At 62.0% G+C, this 12,203-nt stretch carries 13 protein-coding genes; 9 read left to right on the top strand and 4 right to left on the bottom strand.

Annotated features, from left to right (window positions below):
- Positions 1 to 57: 57 nt before the first annotated feature.
- Positions 58 to 1,275 (bottom strand): MFS transporter, encoded by a 1,218-nt coding sequence (locus tag CLU91_RS07805; RefSeq protein WP_100873696.1) that lies wholly within the window; start codon positions 1,273 to 1,275, stop codon positions 58 to 60.
- A 59-nt stretch (positions 1,276 to 1,334) separates the two neighbouring features.
- Here CLU91_RS07805 and CLU91_RS07800 point away from each other — a divergent pair, with 59 nt between their 5' ends.
- From CLU91_RS07800 to CLU91_RS07785, 5 genes are all read left to right on the top strand, one after another.
- Positions 1,335 to 2,330 (top strand): AraC family transcriptional regulator, encoded by a 996-nt coding sequence (locus tag CLU91_RS07800; RefSeq protein WP_100873695.1) that lies wholly within the window; start codon positions 1,335 to 1,337, stop codon positions 2,328 to 2,330.
- Positions 2,331 to 2,541: 211 nt separating this feature from the next.
- Positions 2,542 to 2,853 (top strand): hypothetical protein, encoded by a 312-nt coding sequence (locus CLU91_RS27820; protein ID WP_157814643.1) that lies wholly within the window; start codon positions 2,542 to 2,544, stop codon positions 2,851 to 2,853.
- 266 nt (positions 2,854 to 3,119) lie between these two features.
- Positions 3,120 to 3,704: a LysE family translocator gene (locus CLU91_RS07795; RefSeq protein WP_100873694.1), complete on the top strand. Its 585-nt coding sequence runs from the start codon at positions 3,120 to 3,122 to the stop codon at positions 3,702 to 3,704.
- A gap of 10 nt (positions 3,705 to 3,714) precedes the next feature.
- On the top strand, positions 3,715 to 5,157 hold the full coding sequence (locus CLU91_RS07790; protein WP_100873693.1) for an aminotransferase-like domain-containing protein: 1,443 nt from the start codon (positions 3,715 to 3,717) through the stop codon (positions 5,155 to 5,157).
- Between the two features lie 58 nt (positions 5,158 to 5,215).
- The gene (locus CLU91_RS07785; protein WP_100873692.1) at positions 5,216 to 5,614 is read left to right on the top strand and encodes a VOC family protein; all 399 of its coding nucleotides are present in this window, start codon (positions 5,216 to 5,218) and stop codon (positions 5,612 to 5,614) included.
- A gap of 15 nt (positions 5,615 to 5,629) precedes the next feature.
- On the opposite strand, the gene motA is transcribed toward CLU91_RS07785, so the two are convergent.
- Together motA and CLU91_RS07775 are read right to left on the bottom strand one after the other, a co-directional pair.
- A complete protein-coding gene (gene motA / locus CLU91_RS07780; protein WP_071076441.1) occupies positions 5,630 to 6,493 on the bottom strand; it encodes a flagellar motor stator protein MotA in 864 nt (287 codons plus the stop codon).
- 42 nt (positions 6,494 to 6,535) lie between these two features.
- The gene (locus tag CLU91_RS07775; protein WP_100873691.1) at positions 6,536 to 7,456 is read right to left on the bottom strand and encodes a LysR family transcriptional regulator; all 921 of its coding nucleotides are present in this window, start codon (positions 7,454 to 7,456) and stop codon (positions 6,536 to 6,538) included.
- A gap of 97 nt (positions 7,457 to 7,553) precedes the next feature.
- On the opposite strand from CLU91_RS07775, the gene CLU91_RS07770 reads away from it, so the two are divergent.
- Entirely contained in the window at positions 7,554 to 8,723 is a 1,170-nt protein-coding gene (locus CLU91_RS07770) for a mandelate racemase/muconate lactonizing enzyme family protein (protein ID WP_100873690.1), read from the top strand.
- 2 nt (positions 8,724 to 8,725) lie between these two features.
- Here the strand turns inward: CLU91_RS07770 and CLU91_RS07765 are convergent, their stop codons facing one another.
- Positions 8,726 to 9,082, bottom strand: a complete 357-nt coding sequence (locus CLU91_RS07765) for a glyoxalase superfamily protein (protein ID WP_100873689.1) — start codon at positions 9,080 to 9,082, stop codon at positions 8,726 to 8,728.
- Between the two features lie 173 nt (positions 9,083 to 9,255).
- Here CLU91_RS07765 and CLU91_RS07760 point away from each other — a divergent pair, with 173 nt between their 5' ends.
- From CLU91_RS07760 to CLU91_RS07750, 3 genes are all read left to right on the top strand, one after another.
- The gene (locus CLU91_RS07760; protein ID WP_198521278.1) at positions 9,256 to 10,314 is read left to right on the top strand and encodes an Lnb N-terminal periplasmic domain-containing protein; all 1,059 of its coding nucleotides are present in this window, start codon (positions 9,256 to 9,258) and stop codon (positions 10,312 to 10,314) included.
- Positions 10,315 to 10,393: 79 nt separating this feature from the next.
- Positions 10,394 to 11,656 carry a DEAD/DEAH box helicase gene (locus CLU91_RS07755; protein WP_100873688.1) on the top strand — a complete coding sequence of 421 codons (1,263 nt, stop codon included), beginning with the start codon at positions 10,394 to 10,396 and terminating at the stop codon, positions 11,654 to 11,656.
- 93 nt (positions 11,657 to 11,749) lie between these two features.
- The gene (locus tag CLU91_RS07750) at positions 11,750 to 12,202 is read left to right on the top strand and encodes a hypothetical protein (protein ID WP_100873687.1); all 453 of its coding nucleotides are present in this window, start codon (positions 11,750 to 11,752) and stop codon (positions 12,200 to 12,202) included.
- Position 12,203: the final 1 nt, after the last annotated feature.

The raw sequence follows: 12,203 nt of genomic DNA, 5'->3' as shown, positions 1-12,203 counted from the left end.
TCAGCGAAAGGCAGTATTTTTGATCGCCTGAAGTGCGTCTGGCGAACTCGTGGCGGGTCACTGCGGCAGTTCGACTCGAACTCTTAAAGCGATAACGAGAGCCGCGAACAGCATCACCACGCCAGCAATAATGAAAACGCCTGTCACTCCACCCAACCCGAACATCATGCCACCCAATGCAGCGCCGGCAGCTATTGACGATTGCACCGCAGCGACGACCATGCCGCCGGCTGTCTCCGCTTGATCAGGGACAGCACGGGCTACCCAGTTGGACCAGGCGACTGGTACGCCGCCGAACGCCAGGCCCCACAGAGCGACCAAAAGCATCAGGCCTGTTCCTTCGACTGGCAGTAAGATCATGCCGAATGCCGCCAAGCCCACCAGCGCAGGCATGAGCACTAAAGTTGCACGCAGGCTACGCTCCATTAGCCAGCCGGCTAGCAGCGTGCCAACGAAGTTGGCGACACCAAAACCCAGGAGCATCAGAGACAAACCGTTTACATCGATATGGACAACGCTTTCAAGAGCGGGGCGAATATAGGTGAACAATGCATATTGCCCGGTATGGGCAAGTACGCAGCCCAACATCCCGATCCCAATCCCCGGGCGACGGAGCAATTGCAGTACCGATGTTGTGCGCATCATCGTGCGCGGCGCCATACGGGGCAGCGTGAACAATTGAAACAAAAGTGTCAGCCCTCCGACAGCCGCGGCTGCTATAAATGCACTGCGCCAGCCATATAGTCCCCCCAGGTAGCTGCCCAACGGTACGGAAACGACCGTCCCGATGGCGATGCCACTGAATATGATGGATAGCGCTCGCGGCACCAATTTTGCCGGCACCAGCCGCATGGCCACGGCTGCCGCCATGCTCCAAAAGCCGCCTAACGCGACGCCCAGAAGAATGCGCATCACCAACAATACTGTCAAGCTAGAGGACAACGCCACTAGCAAATTGGAGGCGATCATCAGCACTGTGAAAGCCAACAAGACGACACGCCGGTCAAAATGACGCGTGAGGCCTGGCACCGACAGCCCGGCGAACATGGCCACGACGGCCGTCACCGTCACTGCCTGACCAGCTAGTGCCTCCGATACACCAAGATCGAAGGCCATCGGGGTCAACAGACTGGCTGGCAGGTACTCCGCCGTCAGTAAACCGAAAACCCCCATTGCCAGTGAAAACACGGCCATCCATGCTGCTGCCGCTGGCTCTGAAACAGACACATCGTTCGCGTTGGGCGTTTGCTTGGTAGCAAAAACATCGTTGTTCATCTCTACAATCCCTAAAACAATCAGAGTCGAAAGTCTAGAGGTAAAATCCAGGATGATCTATGATGGTAACTCCTGATGTTTTGATCGAAACACCTAAAATGAGCAAGAAAAATCAAATTTCCCCATCATCTAATCTCATCAGCGAACTATTGACAGGTATGCGCCTGCGTGGAGTCCAGTACCGCCGTATTCAGACCGGTCCAGCTTTCGGCATAGGCTTTGAAGACAAGCCAGGCCATGCCTACTTCCACTTCCTGGCCGTTGGCACTGCCTTCATATGTACCGATGATGGTGAGTTGCACAAGCTGTCTGCCGGTAGCGCGGTGTTCATGCCTCACGGCAGGAGACATCAGCTTCTGTCGGATGCGGGTATTGCATTTCAGGACATCGCAAAGTTCGATGCCGCGCCCCTCGGTGAATCCGTTAGCGGAGTCGACACATGTCCCAGTACGCACCCCATGCCCAGTGCGGTTATTTTTTACGGCTGCATGGAATTCGATCTCGGCGGGATGCAAGGGATCGGCAAGCTGATGCCAACCGTCATGGTGGCCGACACGCAAGCGCAAGGCTATCCTGGCTTACTGCCTGTTCTTGATTCAATGAAGCGTGAAATCTGCGCCGGCCGTATTGGCTTTGCAGGCATTCTGGCTCGCCTGGCGGAGGTCGCGGCAGCAATGATCGTGCGCGGCTGGATTGAATGCGGTTGTGAAAACGCTTCTGGTCTCCTCGCCGCATTGCGGGATCCGCGCCTTGCTCTTGCCATATTGGCGCTGCACCGCCAGCCTGGTCGTGAATGGACAGTTGCACAGTTGGCTGCGGAGTGTTATATCTCTCGCTCTGTCTTCGCGCGACGCTTTGAAACCACCATCGGCGTGCCGCCCCTGCGCTATGCCACGGAATTGAGAATGCGTCTTGCCACACAATTGCTCACTCATGAAAGAGTGTCCATCGACGTCGTCGCCCGACGCCTTGGCTATACATCTCAAGCCGCGTTCAGTCGTGCTTTCAAGCGCGTCATCGGCAAGCCGCCGGGTGCCTGTCGGCAAATGCTTTGAGGAGAATAGCTGAGGGAAGCGCTGATCAATCCACTTTTTTCAGCGACATTGGCGCGCGAAGTGGCCGAACAGCACGTCGATCAAGCGCATTTCTCGACGATTTGACGCGATTGGTTCGCGCCTTTCTGTAATCAAGACGGACCACGGGATTCAGTGATCTTACAACGCCGGCCGGCCAATACAAGATTGGCATAGGCGAACAGGAAATATCATGTCCATTGCAAGAAAAGGAAGCCGCCGAATTATTGTCGATTCTTTACCATATCGATGGTCGGTCAGTCTGCCCACCTATACACAGGCCATGGGGGAAGCGAATCTGTCTTTCGCAGTGGAATCTGAAAGCGGTGGCCGAACCACCCTTCTGGTGAGAACAGATATCGCACGTCCGGATATTTGGCTGGGTAATTTCACGCGTGCTATCACGCCCTCAGTTGTGGAACACGCTATTCGACAGGCATTGATGACGGGGTGGTATCCCAGCCAATGTGGAAGCGCCTTTGAAATGACAATTCGACTCGCTTGAGCCCACTGGCAATCCGCCAGTTGCGTTGTGCGCCTGCGGTGGACGCTGAAGTCCGTTATCAATGTTGACAATGCCCTTCGGCACTGTCGACCGCAACCGGGGAAAAGCAGCGCTTTCCAAATGCTTGTCCGTGCGGAGTGGTCGATATCGCCGCTGTAGCAGTCGTTCGACTGATACAGCATGTGCCTGTATGCGGCGCCTTGTGCCTTGTCCCTGCCGTGCCGGGCTTCTAGACTGGGGCCTTCTCGACGCTGCGATTGCCTGCCATGACCGAACTCCTGCCCCTGATGAGCTATTGCTTTGTGATGTCCGCCACGCCCGGGCCGAACAACGTCATGCTGGCCACCACCGGCGCCAATTTCGGCTATCGTGGTGCGCTGCCGGTGATCCTTGGCATCCAGGCCGGCATTTTTGTGCAGACCATGCTCATGTGCGTGGGGCTGGGCAGCGTGTTCGTCGCGTACCCACTGGCACAGCAGGTACTGCGCATCGCGGGTGCGCTGTACCTGATGTTCCTGGCCTGGAAGCTGGCCGGCGCCTCGGTGGCGGGAAGCAGCGCACCGAAGGCCGTGTCGTTGGCGCAGGCCGCGCTGTTTCAGGCGCTGAACCCCAAGAGCTGGCTCAAGGCGGTCACCATGGCGTCCGTCTTCATGCCTGCGCACAGCAACATGCTCGCCAGCGCGCTGCTGGTGTCGCTGACCGGCACCGTGGTGGGCGCGCCGTGCAACGCCATGTGGGCGCTGTTCGGCGTGTCGATCCGCAGCGTGCTGAAGGCGCCCCGCAATCAGCGCATCTTCAATCTGGCGATGGGCGCCATCCTGCTGGTCCTCGCCATGACGTTTTTACGCTAGACTGCCACCCATGTTCGCCATCGACCGCTCCTCCCCCATCGCCCTGTTCAAGCAGATTGAGGCCGCGTTGCGCCTGCAGATCGCGCAACGCGTCCTGCCTGGCGGGACCAGGCTGCCGTCGATCCGCCAGCTCGCCACGCAGCTCGCGGTCAGCACCAACACCGTGGTGGTCGCGTATGACAGGCTGGTGGCCGCCGGCGTCATCGATACGCACGGCACGACAGGTTTTTTCGTCTGCGCCCCCGCCGACGCCAGCCGCGCCATCCCCGACGAGGTGGCGCTGGAAGCGGGCCAGGAGCAGGAGCCGGTCTGGCTGAGCCAGCAAGTGAACGACCAGCGGCCGGGCGTGCTGCTGGCCAGCAGCGGCGCGCTGCCGCCCACCTGGCTGCAGGACGCGCTGCCGGCGGCGGCCGTGCAACGCGGCCTGGCGCGCAGCGCGGCCGGCATGGCCTCGCGCTGTCCGCCGCAAGGGCTGGCCGAACTGCGTGAGCAGATCGCGCTGCTGTTGCGCGGCATCGGCGTCGCTGCGGACGCCAGCCACATCCTCACCACGTTCGGCGGCACCCATGCCATCGATCTGATCTGCCGCACCTTCCTGCAGCCCGGCGATACGGTGCTGGTGGAAGACCCCGGATACTTCCTGATGTTCGGCCGGCTGCGCCAGGACGGCGTGCGACTGGTGCCCATCCAGCGCCGCCCCGATGGCCTCGACCTGGACGAGCTGGAAGCCGCCTGCCGCGTGCACCGTCCGCGCCTGCTGTTCATGCAGACGGCGTTGCACAATCCCACCGGGTGGAGCAGCAGCGCCGCCAACCTGCACAAGGTACTGATCATGGCGCAGCAGTATGGCTTCCTGATCGCCGAAGACGACGTGCACGGCCATTTCCAGCCGGGCCACAGCACGCGGCTGGCGTCGTTGTCCGGACTCGATGGCGTGATCTATTATTCGAGCCTGTGCAAGGCGCTGAGCCCGGCCCTGCGCATGGGCTACCTGGCTGCGGCGCCCGCCCTGCTCAAGCTGCTGATGCGCACCAAGATCCATTCCATCATGACCTTGCCTGCGCTGAACGAATACGTGCTGCTGGAAGTGCTCAAGGCCGGCAAGCTGCGCAAGCACATGGAGCGGCTGCAACGCAAGATCATGGTGGCGCGCAACGCCAGCACGCGGCAACTGAGCGCGGCCGGCGTGCGGTTCGAGCAGCCCGGCGACGCCGGCATTTTCTTGTGGGGCAGCATGCCCGAAGGGCTGGACGTGGACTTGCTGGTGCAGGACGCCTACCGCAACAAGATCCTGCTGATGCGCGGCGCCGCGTTCTCGGCCAACGACACGCCCGACCAGCACATCCGCTTCAACGTCGCCTTCAGCCAGCATCCGCGCGTGAGCGCCTACCTTGAAGAACGCCTGCACGCGCTGGCTGGCGCGCGCTCAAGCCTGGCCCGCGCCTTTCTTTAGTTTTTATTGGTATTCTGGAGGTACGATTTTTTCGTCAACGTGTGAGCAAGGAAGCGCCATGCATAAACAGATCATCCTCAACCTGCCCGTGAAGGACCTGGATACATCCAAGGCCTTCTTTTCCGCCCTTGGCTTTACCTTCAATCCCCGCTTCAGCGGCGAGAACGCGGCGTTCATGAATATCGTCGACGGCAGCATCGAGGCCATGCTGACGACCGAGCCGTTCTTCCAGTCACTGACCGGTAAACCTGTTGCGAATGCCAGGCAAGCCAATGAAGTGGTCATTTGCCTAAGTTGCGAAAGCCGGGCAGAGGTGGACAGCCTGATCGCCAAGGCCGCGGCCGCAGGTGCCCGCATACCGCATCCGCCCGAAGACCATGGCTACATGTATGACCAGGGCTTCGAGGATATCGATGGCCACCTGTGGAACCTGGTCTGGACGGCGCCGCAAGCTTGATGCGAACCGCTGGAATCAGTTCTTCGTGCGCACCTGGCGCACGTGGTTTTCCAGTTCGCTGAACGAAGGGCGTTCCGTGGCGGAAATGACCTTGCGGCCGAATTCCACGGCCAGCGCCGGCGCATAGCCGTTCAGGCTGGCCAGCAGGGTCACTTTCACGCACTGGTACATCTTCGCCGTTTCATGGTGTTTGCGGCGCAGCAAGCTGGCCAGCGGCGCGATGAAACCATAGGCCAGCAAGATGCCGATGAAGGTGCCCACCAGCGCCTGCGCGATCAGCACGCCCAGCTCGGCCGGCGGCAAGCCGACGGACGCCATCGTATGCACCACGCCCATCACGGCGGCCACGATGCCGAAGGCGGGCATGGCGTCGGCCAGCTGCGAAATCGTCTGGATCGGCATTTCCGCATCTTCATGGTGCGTCTCGATCTCGTTATCCATCAGATTTTCGATCTGGTAGGCGTCCATATTGCCCGACACCATCAGGCGCAAATAATCGGTGATGAATTCCAGGATGTGCTCGTCACCGAGCGTGTACGGGTATTTCACGAAGATGGCGCTGCGGTACGGGTCGTCGATATCGTCCTCGACCGACATCAAGCCTTCCTTGCGGATCTTGCTGAGGATTTCATACATCAGGCCCATCAGCTCCATATAGCGCGCTTTCGTGTATTGCGAACCGTGGAACAGGGTGGGCAGGGCGGCGAACGTGGCGCGGATGGCCTTGGCGTCGTTGCCGACAAAGAATGTGCCCAGCGCGGCGCCGCCGATCATCAGCAGTTCCAGCGGCTGGAACAGGGCCGCCAGGTGGCCGCCCTGCATGGCGAAGCCGCCGAAGACGGAAAACAGCACGACGAGAAATCCGAGGATGACTAGCAAAACCTACTCCTTCATAATATTGCCATATCGCAATATTGTAGTTTAACCTGATTTGGCCGCCGTGGCCGCTTCCTGCTGCATCTGCTGGCCGAGAAAATTGATAAAAGCGCGCACTTTGGCGGGCAACTGGTGGCGGCTCGGGTAATAGGCGTACAGGTCGGCCGGCGCCAGCGTGTAGTCGGGCAGCACCACGCGCAGGCGGCCACTGTCGAGGTAGCGCGTCAGGTCCCATTCCGAGCGCAGCAGGATGCCGTGCCCGTCCAGGGCCCAGCCCAGCACCACGTCGCCATCGTTGCTGGCCACGGTGCCGCGCACTTTCACCGTGTGGGTGGCGCGGCCACGGCTCAAACGCCAGATGCCGTAGGCGTCGTCATTCTGCCGGTGCACGATGCAGCGGTGCCGTGCCAGCTCGTCGGGAGTGTGCGGCGTGCCGTGCGCCTGCAGGTAGGCGGGCGAAGCGCACAGGAAGCGCCGGTTCGACATGATGCGCCGCGCGGACAGCCGCGTGTCGGGCAAGTCGCCGAAGCGGATGCCCAGGTCGTAGGCCTGCTCGACCAGGTTGATGGGGCTGTCCGTCAGTTGCAGCTGCACTTCCAGCTGCGGGTGGCGCAGGGCGAATTGCGACAGCAGGGGCGCGATCACCGTGCGCCCGAAACCGAGTGTGGCATTCACGCGCAGCAGTCCGCGCGGCTCGGCGCTGCCGCTGGCCAGGGATTCTTCCATGGCGCGGATATCGTCGAGGATCTGCCGCGCCTGCTGCAGATAACTTTCGCCGTCGCCCGTCAGGCTGATGCGCCGCGTGCTGCGATTGAGCAGCCGCACGCCCAGGCGCTGTTCCATCACCTGCAATCGCTTGCTGACGGCCGGCGGCGTGATGCCCAGCTCGCGCGCCGTGGCCGACAGGCTGCCCAGCTTGGCCAGCAGCACAAAGAAGGCCATTTCCGTGGTGGCGTCGCTTTTCATTGTTAACTTCAAGTGAAGAATGGTTTAAATTGGAGTTGATTATACGACTGTCTATCGCGGTTAAGCTGGCGTCACCATTCAAGCACAGGAGACCCGCATGAAAATCGTTGAAATCCGCGAAAAGACCATTCCCATCTCTTCCCCCATCCGCAATGCCTACATCGATTTCACCAAGATGACCCTGAGCCTGGTGGCCGTCGTCACGGACGTGATGCGCGACGGCAAGCCCGTCGTCGGCTACGGCTTCAATTCGAATGGCCGCTACGGCCAGGGCATGCTGATGCGCGAGCGTTTCATTCCCCGCATCCTCGATGCCGATCCCGCCTCGCTCGTGACGGACGACGGCAGCAACTTTGACCCGCACAAGGTGTGGGACTGCATGTACACGAATGAAAAGCCGGGCGGCCACGGCGAGCGCTCGGTAGCCATCGGCACCATCGACATGGCCATATGGGATGCCGTGGCGAAGATCGAGAACAAGCCGCTGTTCCAGTTGCTGGCCGAACGCCATGGCACGGGCGTGCCGGACAAACAAGTGTTCGTGTATGCGGCCGGCGGCTATTACTATCCGGGCCAGAGCTTGAGTGCGCTGCAGGACGAGATGCGCAGCTATATCGACCGCGGCTACACGGTGGTCAAGAAAAAGATCGGCGGCGCTTCGCTGGATGAAGACTTGCGCCGCATCGACGCCATCATGGAAGTGCTGCAGGACGGGCAAAAGCTGTGCGTGGATGCCAACGGCCGCTTCGACCTCGATACTTCGATCGCCTACGCCAAGGCGCTGCGCGAGTATGATCTGTTCTGGTATGAAGAGGCGGGCGACCCGCTCGACTTCGAGCTGCAAGCGACCCTGCGCAGCTATTACGACAAGCCGATGGCGACGGGCGAGAACCTGTTTTCCATGCAGGATGCGCGCAATCTGATCCGCTACGGCGGCATGCGCGCCGACCGCGACTGGCTGCAGTTCGACTGCGCCTTGAGCTACGGCCTGGTGGAATACCTGCGCACGCTGGACATGCTGCAGCAGCACGGCTGGTCGCGCAGCCGCTGCATCCCGCATGGCGGCCACCAGATGTCCCTGAATATCGCGGCGGGGCTGGGACTGGGCGGCAATGAATCGTACCCGGATTTATTCCAGCCGTTCGGCGGCTTCCCCGACGGCGTACGCGTGGAAAATGGCCACATCACCATGCCGGACCTGGTCGGCATCGGCTTCGAGGGCAAGGCGAACCTGTATGCGGAAATGCGCGCGCTGAGCGGGCAATGACCTTATTCGCTGCGCTGCCAGAAGCGCAGCCGGTTGCCGAACGGGTCCGCCACTTCCAGGATGCGGCCCCAGTCCTCGTCGCGGATGCCGGGCCGCGCATACGGGTAATCCTTGGCCTGCAGCTCCGCGTGCAGGGCGGCGATGTCGTCGACGGGGATTAACAGCGCCGCGCCGGGCGTGGCGTCGCCGTAATGCTCGCTCAAGTGCAGCACCAGGTCGCCGCGCGTCACCTGCAGGTACAGCGGCGCCGTGGGTACGAAGCGGTGTTCCCAGTCCAGCGTGAAACCGAGAAAACCAAGGTAGAACTCGCGCGCTTTTTCTTCGGAAAAGCTGCGCAGGATGGGGATGGGGGCATGCATGGCGGGGCTTTCAGCAAGGTGGCGATGCCGGTATTCTAGCTGTGCTGCGATGGATGTGGCCGCATGCCATGGCAGTGAGCCTACTTCGATTCCTTTGCCGGCCCGGCGCCAACGACGATGGGATGGCACGTCCGAAATACTTGCACATCTGCACTTGCCACTATAATCAGGGCATGACTTTCTTCTCACTGCGTGCCCGCTCCGTGCTGGCCACCTTCGGCAAAATGGCCGTTTCCCTGATTCTTCTGTTGACTGCACTGTGGGGCGCGCTGGCGCTGTGGTACCAGTTGTCCGGCGGCACGGCGGCGCAAGGCATCGGCGCGCTGCTGTGGGGCGCGCTGGGCGTGGCCAGCGTGGCGCTGTGGTGGCTGCGCGGCGACGCGCGCGTGCTGCTGCCGTATGCGGCCGGTTTTTTCCTGCTGCTTGTGTGGTGGAGTTTCATCACGCCGAAGCAGCAGCGCGTGTGGGCCGACGACGTGGCGCGCAATGTCACGGGCACCGTCAAGGGCAGCATCGTCACGCTGGAGAACGTGCGCAATTTCGACTGGCGCAGCGATGACGACTACACGGTCAAGTGGGAGCAGCGCAGCTACGACCTCGACGAACTGCGCACGGTGGACGCTGCGCTGTCGTACTGGACGGGGCCGTACATTGCGCACACCCTGATTTCCTTCGGTTTTGCCGACGGGCGCTTCCTGACGTTTTCCATCGAGATCCGCAAGGAAAAGGGCGAGAGCTTTTCCGCCATCGGCGGCTTTTTCAAGCATTTCGAGATGAGCCTGGTGGCGGCCGACGAGCGCGACATCCTGCGCGTGCGCACGAATGCGCGCGGCGAGGACATGCATCTGTACCGCGTCATGATGCCGAAAGCGGCCATGCGCTCGCTGTTCCTCGCCTACCTGGACGAAGCACAAGCGCTGAAAAACCAGCCGCGCTTCTACAACACCCTGACGGCCAACTGCACCACCATCGTCTTCGAGATGGTGCGCCGCATCGTGCCGGGCCTGCCGCTCGACTACCGGCTGATGGCCTCGGGCTACCTGGACCGCTACCTGTTCGACGTCAAGGGTCTGGTGCCCGGCCAGACCTTCCAGCAGTTGCGCGATGGGGGCCACGTCACGGCGCGCGCGCGCGCTGCCAACGACGATCCTGATTTTTCGCACGCGATCCGTCGCGCCATGCCCGGCTATGATGACGCGGGCCATCCGAAGCTGCAAATGCCCAGGCAATAGCCGCCTGCCTTATACTGTCGCTATTCCGACCGGCCGCACATTGCGGCCGGTCCCACTTTACGAATAAAGAAGGCCCGCTATGCCATTTTCCTCACTGGGTCTGATCCCCGCCCTGGTCCGTGCCGTCGACAAGGCCGGCTATGCCGCGCCGACGGCCATCCAGGCGGCCGCCATTCCCGCCATCCTGCGCGGCAGCGACGTGCTGGGCGCCGCGCAGACGGGTTCCGGCAAGACGGCCGCCTACGCGCTGCCGCTGCTGCAGGCGCTGATGGCGCCCGCCTCCGGTCCGCGCCAGGTGCGCGCGCTGATCCTCGTGCCCACGCGCGAGCTGGCGGCGCAGGTGGGGCAGACCGTGCACGCGCTGGCCAAGCCGCTGCCGATCAAGCTGAAGATCTCCGTGCTGTTCGGCGGCGTGTCGATCAACCCGCAGATGATGGACTTGCGCGGCGGCGCCGACATCGTCGTCGCCACGCCGGGCCGCTTGCTCGATCTGGTGCGGCAAAATGCCGTAAAGCTGGGCGGCGTGTCGCTGTGCGTGCTCGACGAAGCCGACCGTTTGCTCGACATGGGCTTCAGCGAGGAAATCAACGCCATCCTGGCGCTACTGCCGGGCAAGCGGCAAAACCTGTTCTTTTCCGCCACCTTCCCCGACAGCGTGCAGGCGCTGGCCGACAGCCTGCTCAAGGACCCCGTGCGCATCGAAGTGGCGTCCGAAGCGCTGGACAAGCCCGACATCGTGCAGCGCGCCATCACGGTTGACGTGCCGCGCCGCACGCAGCTGCTGCGCTACCTGATCCTGCAGCAGCAGTGGGAGCGCGTGCTGGTGTTCGTCGCCACCAAGTATGCGGCCGAACACGTGGCCGACAAGCTGCAGCGCGCCGGCCTGCATGTGGGCGCCTTTCACGGCGAATTCAGCCAGGGCACGCGCAGCCAGCTGCTGGCCGACTTCAAGGCGTGCCGCTTGCAGGTGCTGGTGGCGACCGACGTGGCCGCGCGCGGCATCGACATCGCCGGCTTGCCGGCCGTCGTCAACTATGACTTGCCCCGCTCGGCCGTCGACTACACGCACCGCATCGGCCGCACGGGCCGCGCCGGTGAAAGCGGCACGGCCATCAGTTTTGTCACGGCCGACACGGAAGCGCATTTCCGCCTGATCGAAAACCGCAACGACTTGCGCATCGTGCGCGAAGTGGTGGCCGGTTTCGAGCCGACGGAACTGCCCGCGCCCGTAAGTCCCGTCACGGATACGGTAAACGGCGGCGTGAAGGGCGCGCGCAAGAGTAAAAAAGATAAATTGCGCGAAGCTGCCGCCATGGCCGCGAAGGCTGTCGAGGGCAATTAAATCGGCCTTATGTGCGCTGGCCGCTTGAACGGCCACGTTTCCCGGACTAAGATTGTGTTTCTATAAAGCAAGGGGATGGGAATGCACAGGAACATGATCAAACGGGTGGCCGCTGCCGCCTGCATCGCGGCGCTGGCCGGTTGCGCCGGCATGGGCGGAAAAAATGACAGCACCGGCATGCAGATGCCGGGCAAGACGCCGTCCGATGCCGCCGTGGCCGCCACCTGGTACAACCCGCCCAGCGAATTTCCCGGCATTTGCCTGACCCAGTTCAAGGATGGCAGCCTGCGTTTCGACGGCGGCTTCGCCTTTTTCAATCCGGGCCGCTGGGCTTACGATGCGGCCACGTCCGAGCTGCGTTTGCAACTGGCGCCGACGCCGTCGTTGGAACTGTCGCACGCGCAAACGGTGCTGCACAAGAACCTGCTGAGGGTCGAGGCCGCCAAAAATACGCTGGTCTACGCCGTGAAGGCCGATACGCAAGCCATCGGCCTGGGCGGCTTTGTGTTTTACCGCGACACGCCTTGTCCTGTACAGCGCGGATAAC

The sequence above is a fragment of the Janthinobacterium sp. 64 genome (assembly GCF_002813325.1).
GTDB lineage: Bacteria > Pseudomonadota > Gammaproteobacteria > Burkholderiales > Burkholderiaceae_D > Janthinobacterium.
Note: the sequence above shows the minus strand (reverse complement) of the source record. Positions and strands in the feature narration are given on the sequence as shown.

Excerpts from the sequence above, each read along its gene's own strand:
- CLU91_RS07805 (WP_100873696.1), bottom strand. The coding sequence starts at position 1,275 with ATGAACAACGATGTTTTTGCTACCAAGCAAACGCCCAACGCGAACGAT.
- CLU91_RS07800 (WP_100873695.1), top strand. The coding sequence starts at position 1,335 with ATGATGGTAACTCCTGATGTTTTGATCGAAACACCTAAAATGAGCAAG.
- CLU91_RS27820 (WP_157814643.1), top strand. The coding sequence starts at position 2,542 with ATGTCCATTGCAAGAAAAGGAAGCCGCCGAATTATTGTCGATTCTTTA.
- CLU91_RS07795 (WP_100873694.1), top strand. The coding sequence starts at position 3,120 with ATGACCGAACTCCTGCCCCTGATGAGCTATTGCTTTGTGATGTCCGCC.
- CLU91_RS07790 (WP_100873693.1), top strand. The coding sequence starts at position 3,715 with ATGTTCGCCATCGACCGCTCCTCCCCCATCGCCCTGTTCAAGCAGATT.
- CLU91_RS07785 (WP_100873692.1), top strand. The coding sequence starts at position 5,216 with ATGCATAAACAGATCATCCTCAACCTGCCCGTGAAGGACCTGGATACA.
- CLU91_RS07775 (WP_100873691.1), bottom strand. The coding sequence starts at position 7,456 with ATGAAAAGCGACGCCACCACGGAAATGGCCTTCTTTGTGCTGCTGGCC.
- CLU91_RS07770 (WP_100873690.1), top strand. The coding sequence starts at position 7,554 with ATGAAAATCGTTGAAATCCGCGAAAAGACCATTCCCATCTCTTCCCCC.
- CLU91_RS07765 (WP_100873689.1), bottom strand. The coding sequence starts at position 9,082 with ATGCATGCCCCCATCCCCATCCTGCGCAGCTTTTCCGAAGAAAAAGCG.
- CLU91_RS07760 (WP_198521278.1), top strand. The coding sequence starts at position 9,256 with ATGACTTTCTTCTCACTGCGTGCCCGCTCCGTGCTGGCCACCTTCGGC.
- CLU91_RS07755 (WP_100873688.1), top strand. The coding sequence starts at position 10,394 with ATGCCATTTTCCTCACTGGGTCTGATCCCCGCCCTGGTCCGTGCCGTC.
- CLU91_RS07750 (WP_100873687.1), top strand. The coding sequence starts at position 11,750 with ATGATCAAACGGGTGGCCGCTGCCGCCTGCATCGCGGCGCTGGCCGGT.